The organism is Paenibacillus cellulosilyticus (assembly GCF_003182255.1).
GTDB classification, from domain to species: Bacteria; Bacillota; Bacilli; order Paenibacillales; family Paenibacillaceae; genus Paenibacillus_T; species Paenibacillus_T cellulosilyticus.
In genome coordinates this window covers 1-18,358 of record NZ_QGTQ01000011.1, presented here as the reverse complement: position 1 = coordinate 18,358, position 18,358 = coordinate 1, and the positions used below count along the sequence as shown (strand labels likewise).

General features: G+C 47.1%; 10 protein-coding genes and 1 pseudogene. All 11 read left to right on the top strand.

Annotation, left to right across the window (positions count from 1 at the left end):
• Window positions 1-734 precede the first annotated feature (734 nt).
• On the top strand, window positions 735-1,133 hold the full coding sequence (locus DFQ01_RS15290) for a hypothetical protein (RefSeq protein WP_110044767.1): 399 nt from the start codon (window positions 735-737) through the stop codon (window positions 1,131-1,133).
• A 78-nt stretch (window positions 1,134-1,211) separates the two neighbouring features.
• Window positions 1,212-1,769, top strand: a complete 558-nt coding sequence (locus DFQ01_RS15285; protein ID WP_110044766.1) for a VanZ family protein — start codon at window positions 1,212-1,214, stop codon at window positions 1,767-1,769.
• Between the two features lie 2 nt (window positions 1,770-1,771).
• Entirely contained in the window at window positions 1,772-2,470 is a 699-nt protein-coding gene (locus tag DFQ01_RS15280; protein ID WP_110044765.1) for an ABC transporter ATP-binding protein, read from the top strand.
• Complete coding sequence (locus tag DFQ01_RS15275) at window positions 2,451-4,874, top strand: ABC transporter permease family protein (protein ID WP_110044764.1); 2,424 nt, start codon at window positions 2,451-2,453, stop codon at window positions 4,872-4,874. The genes DFQ01_RS15280 and DFQ01_RS15275 overlap by 20 nt, the downstream gene beginning before the upstream one ends.
• A 1,024-nt stretch (window positions 4,875-5,898) precedes the next feature.
• Window positions 5,899-7,160, top strand: a pseudogene (gene ltrA, locus DFQ01_RS15270) (group II intron reverse transcriptase/maturase).
• Between the two features lie 1,728 nt (window positions 7,161-8,888).
• Window positions 8,889-10,403 (top strand): copper amine oxidase N-terminal domain-containing protein, encoded by a 1,515-nt coding sequence (locus DFQ01_RS15255; RefSeq protein WP_110044761.1) that lies wholly within the window; start codon window positions 8,889-8,891, stop codon window positions 10,401-10,403.
• Window positions 10,404-10,551: 148 nt separating this feature from the next.
• Window positions 10,552-12,345 (top strand): cache domain-containing sensor histidine kinase, encoded by a 1,794-nt coding sequence (locus tag DFQ01_RS15250; protein ID WP_110044760.1) that lies wholly within the window; start codon window positions 10,552-10,554, stop codon window positions 12,343-12,345.
• A gap of 66 nt (window positions 12,346-12,411) precedes the next feature.
• Window positions 12,412-14,019 (top strand): response regulator, encoded by a 1,608-nt coding sequence (locus DFQ01_RS15245; protein ID WP_110044759.1) that lies wholly within the window; start codon window positions 12,412-12,414, stop codon window positions 14,017-14,019.
• A 324-nt stretch (window positions 14,020-14,343) separates the two neighbouring features.
• On the top strand, window positions 14,344-15,276 hold the full coding sequence (locus DFQ01_RS15240) for an ABC transporter permease (protein ID WP_110044758.1): 933 nt from the start codon (window positions 14,344-14,346) through the stop codon (window positions 15,274-15,276).
• 12 nt (window positions 15,277-15,288) lie between these two features.
• A complete protein-coding gene (locus DFQ01_RS15235; RefSeq protein ID WP_110044757.1) occupies window positions 15,289-16,164 on the top strand; it encodes a carbohydrate ABC transporter permease in 876 nt (291 codons plus the stop codon).
• A 115-nt stretch (window positions 16,165-16,279) separates the two neighbouring features.
• Window positions 16,280-17,974 (top strand): type 2 periplasmic-binding domain-containing protein, encoded by a 1,695-nt coding sequence (locus DFQ01_RS15230; protein ID WP_110044756.1) that lies wholly within the window; start codon window positions 16,280-16,282, stop codon window positions 17,972-17,974.
• The last annotated feature ends 384 nt before the right edge of the window (window positions 17,975-18,358 follow it).

The window sequence follows — 18,358 nt, the reverse complement described above, 5'->3', positions numbered from 1 at the left end:
ATATCGATCCGTTGGACCGATCTTATTAACATCTATAAATCTTCCTGCTTCTGCATAACCGCTTATGATTGGAGTCGCAGTGTCGTATTTGTCGTGGCCTACTACTGCCATAGTAAGAGTTGGACTAGGAGAGGAGTTAACGATTTAGATTCACAAGTAGACAGGTTTACAGAAGTGCAAACTTCAATTGTTAGATAAGCATAGGGCAGCCGTCCCATTTAGTTGGTTTAAAGTTTTATACATAAATTTCCATGGTAATTGGCCTTGTTAACCACCCTCTTTGTGAAAACTGGAACCCCGACTTTCAGAACATGATAACTATATGAGCTTACGCTCAGGTCCAAGGTTGATGTGCTAGAACTAGGCGCGGGTCCATTCTGAATGAGACGATAAGCTAAGGGGTAGCTGGGGCACTGGAGCTAACGTAGGTACTTCGACTGGTGATTGTGTACTGGCGCTACTTACAATGGAAGACATTAATAGGGCAGGCAGTTGTAGCAATTTTTTATACTTTTCATATAATTCCCATTATCTCTAATATTGTAAAAATATATTGTTCTGATAAGTAAAAAACATATATTTTGTGTAAACGAAAGCTGGTTTGACATATCCCGCAAAAAAAGTGCGCGACTATTACATTAAGTTTATATGATTCTATATTTACATACAGGTAGAAACTTGATAGATTGGGATATGTAATTTAAATTATCCTTTTTATAGGAGTTAACATTTTAATGAAGTTGAAAAAGATTTTGATTAGTACAGCTTTATCTTCAGCGGTACTTGTCGTTGGAGCAGCGACAGCGTTTGCAGCAGTTAGTTACAGTTATGAATTCGAAATTTCGTACCAAGTATTCGGTTCGAACTCGCATGCCTTGACCAACTCCAGCACTTCGACGACGGTTAAAGCAGATTCCTACGACTTCTATGACTGGATTATCACCACTAAAGACAACTACAAAGTTGAGATCGAGAAGGGCCTTACGTCTTACTCCACCTCCAATATTTTGGCGGACGGGATATCTTATACGAAAAACTTCGGTGTGGTTAGCGCAGGTAGCTATACCGTAAACGTATATAAGGTCGGTGGTAATGCGGATCACATTGAAGGTAAGGGCACAATCAATCAATAATCATACATTGCTAAAAAACAAACCTCTGATGAGGTTTGTTTTTTAGCTGCAAATTAATGGTTAAGGAGCACGATATGTATGATCAAATCCACGGATATGATAACGTTGGTTATTCCATGCGTATTGATATATGTAGTCATAAGAATGTTTCTATTCTGGAAATACCCAATCTCTTACACGAGAGATCTTCTGAAAGTCACATTCGTCGCTTATTTGTCTACTTTGATCTTAATCGTATGGGTTAAAGGGAGTAGTATTCATACAACGAGATTATTGTATAACTTTGTTCCTTTTCGTACGATCGCAAACTATGCTGATTTTAGTTCTACACGCATTGCAATGAATAACCTGCTAGGGAATTTTCTCCTAACGGCGCCGCTTGGCTTTTATTCAGTATTCGGTATTCGACTATTGCCACGATCGGTGAACATTGTAATATACGCCATCCTATTGCCCATTATTATTGAGGGTGTACAATTATTACTATTTACAGCGGGTATTGGAATGAGATCTGTCGATATTGATGATGTAATATTAAATGCATTAGGCTGTATGCTCGGTTATTCTTTGACGAAGATTATACGTGGCATGCTTACCTCTGCCGTCCCCTTGCAAAAAGAAAAAGGAGAGCTATGAAGATGACCGAGTTAATGAAAGCTGTGAATATATGTAAAAAGTATGTGCCGTCTAGCGATTCTATGGAATTAAGACCGCAAAGCCTTTCGCTGGAAAAAGAGAAGATTTATGTGATAAAAGGAAAGAGCGGATCCGGAAAATCGACTTTATTGAACATATTGGGAGGGATTGATAGGCCAACCTTGGGGAGTGTGTACTATAATGGACAATCATTGTATGACTTACCGGATAAAGAACAATCGAGAATAAGAAATGAAAATTTCGGTTTCGTATTCCAGTCCTTTAATTTGATACCTGAATTTACGGTCAAAGAAAATATTATTCTACCCAAATATTTTAATCGATATAGCAACATAACCCCTGCAAGCATCTCCAGAATGGCCGAGGAAATGGGGATCGGTTCCTTGCTTAACCGCAAAGTCTATCAGTTATCTGGTGGTGAACAACAACGGGTAGCAATAGCACGAGCTCTTATCACGGATCCCGAAATTCTTTTCGCAGACGAACCGACAGGGAATTTGGATTCCGAAACTAGTAAAGTTATTGTCAACCTGCTTACGAGAACGGTAACTAGCAGACGTGCAACCTTAGTCGTTGTGACGCACGAAGAAAAACTAATTGACTGTGAACATACCGACTTAACGATAAGTGATGGAAAGATAAAGGTGGAGGATAGGGATAATGGCGTATCTGGCATTTAAAAGCTTGGCAGCACGAAAGAACTGGCTCATCCTTTTACTGATAAGCTTTGCCCTGATCATATCCTCAATCGCTTCCATTTTTTCCTCTACGGAGTCCATCAAGATCAATCTTAAACAATCTGCCTATGATCAATATGGTCAATTCTCTGCGGTCTTATTGAATCAGAGTGAAAACCTTCGTGACGCTGAATCCTACGGTCAGTTCCGTATCAAGGGAACTGTAGAAATTCGGGGAGAACTCACGGCAACCGCGGGTTGGGCAGATGAGAAGTTTATCGGTCTAGGACGGTTGCGTTTGCAATCGGGAGGGTTTCCAGTCGCGGCGAACGAGGTTGCAATTGAATCCTATTATTTAAAGCAAATCGATTCAAACTGGCAACTTGGAGAAACCAAGGAACTGCGCATAGGAGACGAGTTGAGAAAGTATAAGCTAACGGGCATCGTTGAGAACTATTCTGCAAATTGGTCGGTATATGCGCGAAAAACTCCTTTTCCCAATATATTTGTATCCAGAATGACGGTAGACAGTGATTCCATAACCCAATACCTACTTCCATATGATGATAATAAAAGCAGTCGATCCAATTATTCTGATACTTACGCTATAATTGCAAAAAACGATGGCCAAGGTTTTATGAATGAACATCTGTATAATAATGGACTCAAGGACCTGCGAGGCATCGGTATCATATCTTGGTTCCTTGAAGGTATTATGTTAATTATTTCCACTGTAAGCATTGTGACGTTAATTTCCTTTTTTAATGCGAATAGAAGCTATAAATATGGGGTTCTAAAGTCATTGGGGAGTACTGATCGGCATCTTATCCGTCTCCAATTGTATCAAACCTCATATCTGTTTATATTCGGAACACTTGCAGCGATTCCAATGACGGTCATCATGCATTTTGGTATTATCGCAAAAAGTTATGGCACAGGCGGCATCCTGTATGATAGCAGCATGACAGTCTTAAAAGAAACGCTATTATGGGTCATGTTTTTATATATTGTCATAACAGGCGCGTCTCTCTTTGCGATAAAAGCTCATAAAAATAAAAGTTTGGGAGAGATTTTCAATTCGAACAGAGGGCAGCACTCTGGTAGGGTCGAACAATGGGTGGATGAGTTTCAATCGTTTGAAGTTAAACAACTTCTGCGGCAAGCTTTTCTTTTCCCTAAAAGAACGATCCTTTCCTATATTACAATGGGTGCCGCGATTCTTGTAATTCTAATTGCTGGAACCTATGCCAAAGAAGCAAGCGGTATTTGGACTACGGACATTGATTATTATTTATCTTCCCAGGAAGATATTCTCAGTAAGGAGATAAATCAGCATCCCGTGTTGGTTTCGAAAGACGTTACGTATCCTACCGTGGATGTACAGCAATTGCAATCAATAAAAGAGATTGCTTTAATTGATAAAGTGCCGTCTATGCTAGATGTGTTACCGATAATGAAACAGAGCGATGTACCTTCGACATTGCGTTCGCGGGTTGGAGATGGCCGACTGGACATTTCAGGTAATAACGATGTTGTCATAAAAAACGTTAATTACGTATTAGATTCGGATGATGATTGGAAAGGTGAGATTCAAAGTCGTTCATTTGTAGAAAATCTTCCGCTCATCGTCCTATATTGTCCGGATATTAAATCGGATGAAATAGAGGCGTTGATTGGAAAAAAGGTTACATTGTCTAAATCAACACTTAAAGAATCGGGCGATGTGTCGGAGGAGAACTGGGATTTCATTATCGCTCGTGTCATAAATAAACCCTATGAAAAGTCGGCGGGCGGTGCAAAAATTCAAAAACAGGATGTAACGTTTGTGTTGCAAGAACAGTATGCCTTACAGAATGGAATTACAAAGGGGTACAGGGATTTAACTATATACACCTTGAATAACTTAACCGAAACCGAGAAACAAAACGTGTATGAACGTGTATTATCTTTGGCAACAGGTACGCCTGGCGGAGTGTTTCAATACATCCCAAACGTTATTCATGATGAAAGACGTATCTCTAATCTCCTGAACTTGCTTTCTTATTTGACATTTTTTGTGTCTACCTGCTTGTCTTTTATAAGCATTTACATTGTTATCTATGGTAAATACCAATTGCATCGGAGATATTGGGGGATTTACCGCTCGCTAGGCATGCGCCTAAACAGAGTGCATCGTATGATGTCTTATGAGATTGTAGGGTACTTTTTTGGAGCAGCATTGTTAAGCTCAGTTCTATATACCTTCTTTCTTTTCATGATTCGGCCTTCATATCCTCTAACGATTTACTTCAGGTTTCTGGGTGTTGCTTTGGTTGTAGTTTTGCTTCTGCTCTTGTTAGTTACTATGCTTATTAAGAACAAAATTGGCAAAGATTCAATCGCTGCACTACTGAAGTTGGATGAATAGTACAGTAATAGGAATCCCGAGCACAGCCTAGCGACAAGGGACAAGGAATAGAGTTGGAAGTAATCGTGATCGGCCGTCTAATACAGCACTGATCTGAGAACGTTCTAAGCGAAAGAAAAGCGTTGTAACACCACTTGCAGGTTGTTACGACGCTTTTTTTTGTACTGAATGATGGTTTGCCGCTGCCTTGCATGTCTGAAGTCAAGGAACTTATATCGTTAGCCAAATAGTGACAGGAACAGTGATGATGTTGCTTTTTGTAGCATCTGATGAAATGATAAAGTTTTAATCTTTTTCTTTGGAATTGGATTCTAAGTAAGGTTTAAAGAATTAAAGATTTTTTCTAACTTCGAACATAATCAAGGGGTATTATTTTCAATGTCATTAAGATAAAGGCAATAGGCCAAAAATTAAGAACAAGAGCAGGTTATCGAAAAGATAGCCCGCTCTTTTTGTGCGCCCAGCATGGGCGCTATCTCTAGGGTTCAAGTCCCGAATGGTGAAGGCAGTAGTAGCCATAGCTCAAGGCAAGGGTGTCCACCGTGAGGTGGAATCTGAAGGAAGCCGGCGGCAAATCTCCGGTCTGAGGAACACGAACTTCATATAAGGCTAGCGTTTGTTGGACGAGGTTGCAAAACAAACCAAAATTCGTACTGCCAAAGGCAAGCGAGAGTAAATGAAGCAGATAGATGGAGAGGAAGATAGCGCTCTTACCTGGGGAGATCTGTACAATAGGCGACTGAAAGTCGTAAGCATGTCCGAGAGTACATGTTGAATGTACAGAAGTCAGCAGAAGCCATAGTACGCAAGCTGTTGCAAGGGTCTGCGGAAGGGCTGAACATAGAATAGGAATGGAACGAATTGGCGTTCGAGGATGGGCGTTGAAAGCAGACAATCCCAAATTTTTTTTTTTGAAGGGACCTATCTGAGGAAAGTAGTGGTGAATACGCGAGGGTATTCAGAAGGGCAGAGTCCACCGACGCCACAAAGAGAAGAACCATTCACGCAAGGAGTGTATCGAAAGATGATTGAGGAAGTGCTGTCACGAGCAAACATGCTGTCGGCTCTGGCGAGAGTCGAAGCGAATAAAGGAAGCCATGGCGTAGATGGCATGTCGGTAAAATCGTTACGCGGACACCTCGTACAAAACTGGCCAACCATTCGTGAATGCATACGCAACGGAACCTATGAGCCAAGTCCAGCCCGTCGGGTCGAAATCCCGAAACCGAACGGCGGAACGAGGTCGCTAGGCATCCCAACCTTGACAGATCGACTCATTCAACAAGCGATCACGCAAGTATTAACATCTGTGTTTGACCCTACCTTTTCCGAACACAGCTATGGATTTCGTCCACAAAGACGAGGACATGATGCAGTAAGGAAAGCAAGAGGCTTTATGCAAGAGGGACACCGAATCGTAGTCGACATCGACCTTGAGAAGTTCTTCGACCGCGTTCACCATGACCGCCTGATGGCAAGGTTAGCGGAACGAGTGAAGGACAAGATGCTACTGAAGCTCATCCGTGCATACTTGCAAGCAGGAGTATTGGAGAACGGACTCGTCCGAGCAACAGAAGAAGGAACACCGCAAGGCGGACCGCTAAGTCCATTGTTATCTAACATTGTTTTAGACGAGTTAGATAAAGAACTGGAGAAGCGTAATCTTCGGTTCGTCCGGTATGCCGACGACTGCAACATCTAGTGAAGACATGGAAGGCAGGACAACGGGTCATGAACTCCATAAGTTCGTTCATTGAGCGAAAGCTGAAATTGAAGGTTAACAAAGCGAAGAGTGCGGTAGATCGTCCGTGGAAACGAAAATTCCTCGGGTTTACTTTCGGCATGGAGAAAGAGAAACCGCAGATTAGGACTGCAACACAATCCTTGCAACGAGTAAAAGCGAAGATAAAAGCAAAGACATCGCGGAGACGCTCACCCCCAATGGAGATACGGATAAGGGAGCTTAACCAGTACCTGATGGGCTGGTGCGGCTACTACGCATTAGCGGAAACGAAAAGTGTGTTCCAAGAGCTGGACGCATGGACGAGAAGAAGACTGCGAATGTGTAAGTGGAAGCAGTGGAACTTGCCGAGAACGAAAACAAGAGAACTAATCTCACTAGGGATCCCAAAGCATAAAGCATATGAGTGGGGAAATTCGAGGAAGAAATACTGGCGAATAGCGCTCAGTCCAGTCCTAAGCCGTGCGTTGGGTAACCAATACTGGGCTACCAATGGACTACAGAGTCTGACTGATCGATACAAGCTATTGCGGAATATGACATGAACCGCCGTATATTGAACGGTACGTACGGTGGTGTGAGAGGACGGGAGCTTGCCGCTCCCTCCTACTCGATTTACGATCAAGAGATATAGGACTTGACATGCAGTTGAAAATGTGTGGCGAAGCCCCTTGAGAAAACGAGGGGGTTTCGCCAATGATTGAGTATGCAGTCTCACTAAAAGAAACGCTGACATCCCTCACACGAGAAATGTCAGCCGCACCAGCACCCTATGTCAAACACCCTAATAAAGATTTTACCCGAAAGAAAAACTACCCTTTGAAACCGTTATGCAACTTCTGATCACAATGGGTGGAAACAGCCTGTATAAGGAACTTCTGGAATCAGAAGGCTACGACGTAAACACCGCAACCGCTTCTGCTTTTGTCCAACAGAGGAATAAGATCCTGCCGTCTGCTGTAGAATCCTTATTTCACATCTTTACGCAATCGTATACGGATATTAAGGATTATCGAGGGTATCGATTACTTGCCGTTGATGGATCAGATTTACAGATCGCAACTGACCCTACGGAAATGAACACCTATTACCTAAATCAACCGAAAACGAAAGGTTACAACCTTCTGCATTTGAACGCCGTCTATGACCTCTGTAACAGACTTTACATAGATCATTGTTCAGCCGCGAAGGGTATGCAGCGAGGGAAGGGCGCTGGCTACTATGGTTGACCGTTCCCCGATCAAAGGCAAAACCATTGTTTACTGCCGATAGAGGTCATGAAAGCTACAACAATTTCGCACATATTGAATGTAAAGGCTGGAACTATGTTATACGGGTAAAGGATCTGGATTCCAGTGGTATTCTATCGGGTGTGCATTTGCCGTCTAGCGAAGCGTTTGATAAGGACATTCATCTAATACTCACCCGAAAGCAAACGAAAGAGGTCAAGGCTCATCCTGAGATTTATAGATTTGTCTCTATCTCGTCTACCTTTGATTTTTGGATTTACATAAGAATTTATTTTACCCAATTTCCTTTCGGGTTGTTCGTTTCGTCCTGCCTAATGGCGCTTATGAAACCGTCACCACGAATCTTCCGGTTGCGGATTTTCCACCTGATGAGCTCAAGTCCATTTATAACATGCATTGAGGTATTGAAACCTCATTCCGGGCATTAAAATACACGGTTGGTTTGACAAGTTTTCACGCAAAGAAACAAGCGTTCATCTTACAAGAGGGTTTCGCAAGAATGATCAAGTACAATTTTGCTGAAATGATTACCTCTCACGTAGTCATTTCTCAAATTGATACTCGACATGAATACCATGTCAACTTCACAGTCGCCGTATACGTTTGTAGACATTTCCTGCGCTCAAGGGAGGATGAACCCCCGCCCGATGTTGAAGCACTGATTCGCAAAAACATTTTGCCGATTCGACCCATTCGCCCAGGGAATAAGAAGACGCGAAAAGTCCGTTGGAAGTCAGCTATTAGCCTCAAAAACAAACGGCACAGGACTATTTCATGTTGGTTTTCCGATGGTAGGCATTCTTTTGTTTGACGGTTGTCAAGCTAAGTGCGACAGCCTCGTGAGCAGAGCTTCAACCGAGACATTTACGAGGGTGGTGGTCGATGAGCCGAATTACTTACGCCAACTCCTCAATCTTTTTATCATCCTAGCTTTATCCAATTTTTTAATTGAACTCTACTAACGATATACATAAAATGGTTGAGTGTACCAATTAAATCGACGGGTCGAAAAGGGTGGAATGGATGCGCAAACGAACCAATCGGACAGCAGCGGCGTTGATGCTGATTATGGCGCTGTTGGTAAGTGCAATCGGGCCTGCGTCGGCAGCCGAAGCAGCATCGACACAGACACAACTAACCGAAGTTAAGCTTGTCATTGACGGCATAACATCTACAGCCAAGGAGAAGGCCTATGTAGCGGATGGGAGAACGATGGTCCCTATTGCACCGGTAGCGAAGGCGGTCGGGGCGAAGCTGGAGACCGTGCAGCGGGGCGTGAAGGTGACGATCGGTGGCATCGTCATTGTGTTAGCAGCAGGCTCCAAGCAAGCGACGGTTAATGGACAACCGCTCCTGCTGTCGGCCGCGCCATTGAAGAAGGGAACGAGTCTGTACATACCGTTTGCGCTGCTGGGCAATCTTCTAGGACTTGATGCGGTGTATAACAATAGTAAGAAGTCGGTGGAAATCAAGACTTCTCATAGCCAGGCTATCGTCTACGGCTATGTGGTAGACAAGAACGATCAACCCTTGAAGCAGGGAACGGTGGACGTCTGGAGCAACGACTCTACTAACATGTATACGGCATCGATCGTGAATGGCTATTATCGTCTGAATCTGCCAGAGGGACGATATAAGCAAATTCTTATACATAGCGGAGGCTCGTCCAGCTGGGATGAAGATGTGAGCCGTGACAGCTTCGAGGTGAAGAAGGAAGATCGATTGTTCATGCGTCTGGCACAGCCACAGCCGAACCTGACGATTCATGTGCAGTACGAGGATGGAACACCTGTGAAGAGCGGCAAGCTCAATGTGATCGGCAAAGTGTATGCGCCATGGGTAGAGATCGTGAATGGAACGGCATTGTATACCGTCAAGCAGCAGGAATACTTATTTATCGATCAAATTATGATTGAGGACGCGTCGGCTGGACAATGGGACGTGTACGAGCGGTTCAATGCAGATCCGGCACGTACGCACGATACGATGACGGTGACCGTGCATAAGCCGAATGTGCACTTGAAGGTGCAAGACGGGGGAAGTCCGGTCCAGAGCGGCACAATTACGATTCTAGATTCGACAAACCCAACCGTGCAGAAGTATCAGCATTGGATCGATAACGGAGAAGATGCCTTGTACTTGCCAGATGGGGATTACCAATGGATTGACTATTCAATGATGAACGATACAGGTGAAGTCTACGATATCCATCTCGCTATTACGATTCGTAAAGGTACAGCAGCCAATCCGACGCTGATTCATCAATTGCCTCTCCATACTGTGAAGGGAAATTTAATAGCTAATAACGGCACCTCGCTTGCTAATGGGTTTGTATCGTTTACACCTGTAGGCACAGTAGGCGTACCTATTGCTTCCTGCCGAGTGAATGCGGATGGACAGTTCTCCTTAAGACTGGGTGATGGAGCGTATACCGTCAGCTATACAGACAGTACAGGCATTGAAAGGCAGTTGAATGATATATTCGTCGTATCAAGAGGGCAAGGTAAGCCAGCAGGCATGATCGTCTATTTGTCTTAATCACTCCTCCAGCTCCCATTTCCGCTATAGGAAACGGTGCTGGAGGTTTTTTCATGCCGTAGAGTCGGTTGATAGCGGTTTCACAGGCTCGAATCCCGTGATAGAATAGGATTCGCAGCATTGCAGCGGGTAATAGAGGAGGGCGAACATGATCGCCGCATATCGTTTCTATCAGAACTGGAGCGTAAGGAAGAAGTTCGTCACGATCTATATGTCCATTCTGCTCGTATCGCTGAGCGTTACGGGCTTCATTCTTTATGTGCAGGCATCGAAATCGGCGATCTCGCAGGCGCAGACCGTCATGGAGCAGAACCTGCTGCAGACGAAGAACAGTGTATCTGAGAAAATGAACATGATCGAGAACATTTCGCAAATTATTGCGTTTGATTCACGAATCCAGACGTTTCTAGGCAGCGCTTTCATTAAGGAGAGCTTCCAGCTTGAGGATTACCGCTACAATATCGCGCCTGTCGTCGATAACATCATGCGGCAGAATCCATATATTCATTCGGTCTATGTGTACATGGACAATGCGACGATTCCTGAGCTCTACGAGCCGCACAACGGCTTTTTCAATATGGATCGGATTCGGAAGCTGGAAGGATATAGTGGCTTCCTGACGGACCGGCAGCTAAAGACAGAGTGGCGCGACCTGCATGAAGAAAACTTGCAGACAAAGCGGCTTGGGGTAGTGACGCTGGAGGATGTGTTCTCTTATAATCGTAAAATCTATTCGATCCGCAACAATGATGTAGCGGGGTTAGTGGAGATAGAAGTCACTCAAGACGAGCTGTTCCGATCGATTAAGGATTCGATTTCCGGCAGTTTTGGGAGCGTATTCGTCGTTGACTCGGGCGGTATGGTGGTGTCGAGCAATGAGCCGACGTTATATAAGAAGACGGTAGAAGGACTAGACATTGCGGCGCTTCCGATGCATGAGCGGGTGAACAAGGTTGAGAAAGTGAAGGGGGTATCTTCAATCGTCATCTCGATTCCGCTCGAAGGTCCGGGCTTGCGTGTCGTTGGCATTTTCCCTGTCAGCCACTTCAATGGTGAGGTGAAGCATTCGATCGGCTGGATGCTGATCGTGCTGCTGGCTGCGCTCATCCTGCTCTGCTTGCTTGTGTACTATGTGACGACGAAGCTGCTGTCACGGATGAAGTCGCTGCATCGGGCGATGAAGCAGGTGCGCGAAGGCTCGCTCGACGTATCGCTTCCTGTCGTCGGCAATGATGAGTTCTCGCAGATGGCATTCAGCTTCAATATGATGACCGGGCGGCTGCATGAGCTCGTCGAGACGGTGTACAAGTCCGAGCTGCTGGAGCGGGAGGCGGAGCTGAAGGCGCTGGAGTCGCAAATTAATCCGCACTTCCTGTACAACACGCTTGCGACGATCTCATGGGTGGCGCGCAAGGCGAAGGTGCCGGATGTAACGCGTATCTCGGACTCGCTTGCGAAGTTTTACCGGCTTGTCCTCAATCAGGGCAGCTCGGAAACGCTCGTGGAGCGCGAGATTCATATGGTGAAGGCGTATTTGCAAATTCAGAAATTCCGGTTTGAGGATCGGTTTGACGTTATTTTTGATTTGGATGAAGCGATCTATGAATATACGACAGTCAAAAATATTTTGCAGCCGATCGTTGAGAATGCACTCAATCACGGCATTGAGCCGAAGCGTTCGCACGGAACGATCATTATCCGAGGCGAGCTCGTAGATGATCGCGTCCGTTTAAGCGTCATCGATGACGGCGTTGGCATGAAGATGAGTACGGCGCGCGATGTGCTGGAGGGCCGCGTCGAGCGGACAAGCGGCAGCGGCTATGCGGTACGCAACATTAAAGAGCGGCTGAAGACGTATTACGGCGATCAGCAGCACAGCTTCGATATATACAGCAGACCGGGAATCGGGACGGTAGTCACGATATCTTTTGCAGCAAGGTGAAACGGTTGTCGTCTTCCATTGTAGGCGCAGTGCGTTTCATTCCGGAGAGAGGGGGGGCGTGTGACCATGTACAAAATGCTCATTGTAGAGGATGAACGTTGGGAGCGCGAAGGGTTGGTTGATTTTCTCGATTGGGGCGGTATGGGCATTAGCGAAATTGATACGGCGGTAGATGGAATCGACGGTTTCGAGAAAGCGATGCAAGGGCAGCCGGACATTGTAATCACCGATATTCAGATGCCTGGCATGAACGGAATCGAGATGGCGAATCGGATCAAGGATCGGCTGCCAGCGGTTCGTATCGTCGTGCTGACGGGCTATGACGATTTCAACTTTGCTCGTGATGCGCTGCGTTTCGGTGCGGTGGATTATGTGCTGAAGCCAGTCGAGGAAGAAGAAATGCTCAGTACGATGGCGAGAGTCATTCAGAGCTGTGACAAGGAACGGTTGAAGCGGGAAGAGGAATCGCAGCTGCAGCAGCGATTGCTAGTCGGGGAGCGAGCGGTGCTCCGTGAGATGGTCGCCGATGTATTGAACGGGAATGGTGCGCCGCATGGCGAGGCGGAGCAGCGGCTCATCTTTAGCGAAGGATTGGCGAGTGATGCGTATGCGATATATGCGATCCGACTGCCGATTTCGATCATAAGGGATGCGGCGGTGACCGAGCAGTGGATCGGACAGGCGATGGAGCGTCAGATCCTTGTTCTTACCCTTGATACAGAAACCGCTGGTGTGAATGCCTTGGCTGTACTGCTGCCGTTGGCCATTCGCGAGCTTGGATCGATTCGTGAGTTAGCAGACCGATTGCGCTCAGCACTGCTCGTACGATTGGGTGAAGAGACGGCATCATCGCAGCTATTCATCGGCATCGCCGATGAAGCTGCTGCTTGGAGCGAGCTGGGGGCAGCCTGCCAACAGGCAGTTAGCGCGCTGCAGTATGGCTTGTTCGCTAATGCGGGCGGCAAGTTGATCGGGTACCGAGAGGCAGAGACGGCGCGCACTGCATTTGCGACGGAGCGGGAGTCATTCATGCGTGCAGGTCAGGAGCATGTAAGGGCGATTCGCCTGCATGCGGCTGCGTTGGAGGAAGCGAAGGCGGAAGAGGCATTACGCGATCTGTTTGGGCTGTTCCGCTCACATCGGGGCGCTGGACATGTGTATGCCGGCTCGCTGCTCGACAGCGTGCTGAACGAACTAGCTCTGCTGGATGAACAGCTCGCGGAGCATAAGGCGCAGCGGCTGCAAGAGCTGCTGGCCATTCGACCGCTCTCTGAGCTGCATCACGATACTATGGGGATGATTCGCGACGTCATGGAGCGGCTGCGCGGGAAGCGGTCTAACAAGGACGACTATATCATCGGCAAGGTGATCGCGCTGATCGAGAAGAGCTATGGCTCGACGGAATTGAATCTGACAATGGCATCGCAGGAAGTATTCGTTTCGCCGAATCATCTGGGCATGCTGTTCAAGAAATCGACCGGACGATCGCTGGGTGAGTACTTACAGGAATATCGTTTGAATAAGGCCGAGGAGCTGCTGCGAACGACGAAGCAGAAGGTGGCTTCGATCGCGGAGCGGGTCGGCATACCGAATACGTCGTATTTCGGCACATTGTTCAAGCAGGCATACGGCATGACACCAAGCGAATATCAGGAGCTGGCGCAGCGGCGGTAAGCTGCTGCGCTTTTGCAGGTATTGTGCTATTTCGCGCGGGCCTTATGAACAATGCCTGCACAATTGCAGCTTTACTCGAGTTAGGAATTACACGCTGCGACGTGCCGACCTGGCACGTCTTTTTGCGGCTGATAATGGCTGCGAATTGTTATCGATAACCCTGTATGGAGCCAAGAAACAAGACAGCGCTTTCAAACATCGTTGGATTTTGAGAGCTGCGTTGTTTTTTTGCATATCGGGTGAATGTATGCGCTTTATATAATGAGCTTACAAACAAATGAAGTGCGTACCTCAAACCGTTTACGAAAGAAAGGAAGGTTGGTCATGAGCAGTGTGCCTGCCAAGCGCAACAGTCTGGGACGCAAGTTTTGGACGCAGCGATATTTGATGCTTCTGACATTGCCTGCCGTGTTGTGGATTATCGTTTTTAACTATATTCCGATGTACGGCATTATTATCGCATTCCAGGAATATACGCCGTTCCACGGCGTTATCCATAGTCCATGGGTCGGGTTCGACAATTTCCGAGAGCTCTTCAACGATCCGACGTTCCGTGAATCGCTAAACAATACGTTCGTCATTAGTATCGTGAAGCTCGTATTCGGATTCCCAGCACCGATTCTTCTGGCGCTGATGCTTAATGAACTCGTGTTCAAACGGTTCAAGCGCATCGTACAGTCGCTGTCGTACTTGCCGTACTTCGTATCTTGGGTACTCGTCGTAGGCCTCATGTACACGCTGCTCGATCCAGAGACGGGCGTTGTGAGCAAGCTGCTCGTTCATCTGCACCTCATCGGAAGCGATACGATGCTGATGGGCAGCGAGAAATCGTTCTTGACGCTAGTCGTGTTTACAGAGATCTGGAAGAGCATCGGCTGGAACTCCATTATCTATCTAGCAGCAATCGCCGGTGTCGACCCGCAGCTGTATGAAGCGGCTACCGTGGATGGTGCGAACCGGTTTAGACGTGTATGGCACATTACGCTGCCAGCGCTGAAGCCAACGATTATCATTTTGCTTATCCTATCGGTCGGCGGTTTGATTAACTCGAACTTCGATCAGCTGTACCTGATGCAGAACTCGATGACGCAGGATGCGGCGAACGTGTTATCCGTCTACTCCTACAAAACAGGTCTAGTCTCTGGACGGTTCTCTTACGCAACGGCGATCGGATTGTTCCAATCTGTAGTAGCCTTCGTCCTTATGTACGCTGCGAACTACTCATCACGCAAAATTACAAAAGAAAGTCTGTTCTAAGGGGGCCGCTGTATGATTGCTTCAAAAAGCTGGGCGGGAAGAAGCTTCGATATAGCCAACGTCTTGCTATTGCTATGCTTAGCGATCGTGACGCTCTATCCGTTCTACAATATCGTCATTACTTCGTTCAATGATCCGACAGACGCGGCGCGAGGCGGCATTAATTTCTGGCCCCGTCAGTTCTCGTTTGAGAATTACAGGATGGTGTTCCGTGATGACAACATCATCCACGCCTTCGGCGTTACGGTTGCCCGTACGCTGATCGGTACCGCTACGGCGGTGTTGTTCACTGGCGCATTCGCTTACGGCGTATCGAAGCCGGAGCTGCTGGGCCGTAGATTTTTCCTCATGCTGGCGATCGTCACGATGTACTTCAGCGGGGGCATTATCCCGTACTACCTCGTGGTTGCGAAATATTTGCACCTGAAAGGACATTTTCTCGTCTACATCATTCCGAACCTGTTCAGCGTGTTCAATGCGATTCTGATGCTGACGTTCTTTCGTGGACTGCCGAAGGAGATGGAGGAGTCGGCCAAAATCGACGGCGCTAACGATCTGCGGATTTTCTTCCAGCTCGTGCTGCCGGTCTCGAAGCCGGTACTGGCAACGATCGCGCTGTATAACGCAGTTGCTCACTGGAACGCCTGGTACGACGCGATGCTGTTCGGCAACGAGAGCCTTCAGACGCTGCAGCAAATTCTGATGCAGATCATCAGCTCCAACAGCAACGTCAGCATCATTGCGAGCAGCCTTGGCTTCGGCTCCGTAACGGCGCAATCGCTGAAGCTTGCAACGATGGTTATTACGACACTGCCGATCGTATTCGTTTACCCGTTCGTGCAGAAATATTTTGTCCAAGGCGTTATGATCGGTTCGGTCAAAGGCTAAAGGACGGAGCAACCGTGTGGGTTGGGCCAGGCGGCTATTAGTAAGGCTTTAACAGCGGAAGCTGTTTAAAGTAGATACAGGCTACAGAGAATACCATTCATTAGGAGGTCTTTAGATGAAAGGCACTAGCTTGAAGGTACTGACTACAGCAGCACTTTCGCTTACGCTGCTCGCGGGCTGCGGCTCCAATAGCGACTCGGGCTCGACTGACAACAAAGCGAGCGACACGGGCACATCGACTGATACTGCACAGACGCAGACGGCTGATGGTCCATCGTGGAAAATCGATACGTCGCCATTCACGTTCTCGCAATATTTCTACGGTAACTGGGCATCCAACTATCTCTGGAAAGACCAATATGCAATGAAGCTCGCAACAGAGAAGACGGGCGTTACGATCGACCGTAAGCTTGCAACCGGCAATGATGAAGATTATCTCAATACGATGATCGCTTCCGGCGATCTGCCGGATACGATCATGCTTGACTGGAACAATCCGGCGGTAACGAAGCTGATCAACAACGGCATGGTGTACTCGATGGACGAGTTGATGGACAAATACGCGCCTGAGCTGAAGGAAATGCTTGATCCCGACATGGTGAAATATCATTCGATCGACGGCAAGCTCTGGTACCTGCCGAACAACTATGAGACGGCTGATCGTCTGACGAGCGGCGTTCCGATTACGCCAATTCGTCCGTGGTTCATTCGTTCCGACATCTACACGGCTATCGGTTCTCCGAAGATTGAATCGACGGACGATTTGATGAACGCGCTGAAGGCAGCGAAAGAGAAATTCCCGGATGTCAATCCAGTTGGCGTTGAGTTCTTCGACGTCGCGAAGAACGGCTTCCAAGGCAGCTTGTCGATGGACTTCCTGATCGACTCCTTCTCGCCGCATCTGCTCGAAGAGCAAGTGAAGGATGATCAACAAATTCTGACATACCCAATGCGCAACAAGGGCTTCATCGATGCATTCCGTTACATGAGCCAGCTGAGCCGCAACGGTCTGTTCGATCCGCAGCTGCTCATCTACAAGCAAGAGCAATACCAAGAGAAGCTGTACGGCGCGCAATACGCAGTCGCTTCCAACTACATGAACAATATTTACGCAGACTTCAATCCGAAGATCGAGAGCACGGTTGGCGCAGATAAGAAATACCAAGTTATCGGCGGTCTGAAGGCGAACGGTCAAGATCCTCGCTATCCGGCATCCCGTCTGATGGGCTGGCAGGGCTTCTTCATCACGAAATCGGCGAAGAACCCAGAGCGCATCATTCGTTGGGCAGAATACGCTTGGTCGGATGAAGGTCAAATGGACTTCCGTTATGGTAAAGAAGGCGAAACGTACGATTTGGTTGATGGCATTCCGACGTTCAAACCAGAAATCCGTGATATGATGCTGAAGGACAACAGCGGCTGGTATGCGAAATACGGCTTCCAAGCTTCGACGCTTATGTGGCGTTCGGGCAAGCTGTGGGATGCAGCGGCAGCACGTGACTTCAAAGAGGACCAACCAGAGCAATATGCGGCTGCGCAGCTGCTCGAGAAATACAACTACGACAAATACTCGCTCGGCATGGATAACCTTGAGCCAGACGGTTCGTCCGCAGAGGGCGTAATCAACGCGAAGGTCAAAGATCTGTGGAACAAAACGATTCCGAAGCTGATCCTGTCCAAAGACGATGCAGAGTTCGACAGCATCTACAACGACTTCGTTGGCCAAATGGATCAAGTTGGCGCAGAGAAGGTTGAGAAGGTTATGTACCAACGTCACCTTGCTGACCTCGAGAAGAAGGGCGTCAAGTAATTTAGCAGTGAGCACCGTGGGCCCTAGGCTCACGGTGTTTTTGTGTGTGCGTTGTGAAGGGAGCTTATGCGGTGCGCGAGCGTGTAACGGTTGCAGCAGAGGCTAATGGGGTGAATTTACGTTGATTTCTTCGCTAACAGTTGCCAGAGAGCCTATTGGTGCGCCAAAGGGTGTTTTCGACTCAAAAGTAATCAATAAGTGCAATAGCAACCGTCCCTCGTATTTAAGGGTTTCTCTCACGAATGCTCAACCATTCGCAGGATTTCAACTATTAAGATGTCGGATGAAGCGATGGAATTAGGGCTGACAGTTGTTGATGACACAGTCGGGGTATGCAGGAACAGAAGTTGCGTTGATGCGCACTTCTCTTTAAGTTCTACTGCA

Bases quoted from the DNA above. Each gene is read 5' to 3' on its own strand.
- DFQ01_RS15290 (WP_110044767.1), top strand. From the start codon at position 735: ATGAAGTTGAAAAAGATTTTGATTAGTACAGCTTTATCTTCAGCGGTA.
- DFQ01_RS15285 (WP_110044766.1), top strand. From the start codon at position 1,212: ATGATCAAATCCACGGATATGATAACGTTGGTTATTCCATGCGTATTG.
- DFQ01_RS15280 (WP_110044765.1), top strand. From the start codon at position 1,772: ATGACCGAGTTAATGAAAGCTGTGAATATATGTAAAAAGTATGTGCCG.
- DFQ01_RS15275 (WP_110044764.1), top strand. From the start codon at position 2,451: ATGGCGTATCTGGCATTTAAAAGCTTGGCAGCACGAAAGAACTGGCTC.
- DFQ01_RS15255 (WP_110044761.1), top strand. From the start codon at position 8,889: ATGCGCAAACGAACCAATCGGACAGCAGCGGCGTTGATGCTGATTATG.
- DFQ01_RS15250 (WP_110044760.1), top strand. From the start codon at position 10,552: ATGATCGCCGCATATCGTTTCTATCAGAACTGGAGCGTAAGGAAGAAG.
- DFQ01_RS15245 (WP_110044759.1), top strand. From the start codon at position 12,412: ATGTACAAAATGCTCATTGTAGAGGATGAACGTTGGGAGCGCGAAGGG.
- DFQ01_RS15240 (WP_110044758.1), top strand. From the start codon at position 14,344: ATGAGCAGTGTGCCTGCCAAGCGCAACAGTCTGGGACGCAAGTTTTGG.
- DFQ01_RS15235 (WP_110044757.1), top strand. From the start codon at position 15,289: ATGATTGCTTCAAAAAGCTGGGCGGGAAGAAGCTTCGATATAGCCAAC.
- DFQ01_RS15230 (WP_110044756.1), top strand. From the start codon at position 16,280: ATGAAAGGCACTAGCTTGAAGGTACTGACTACAGCAGCACTTTCGCTT.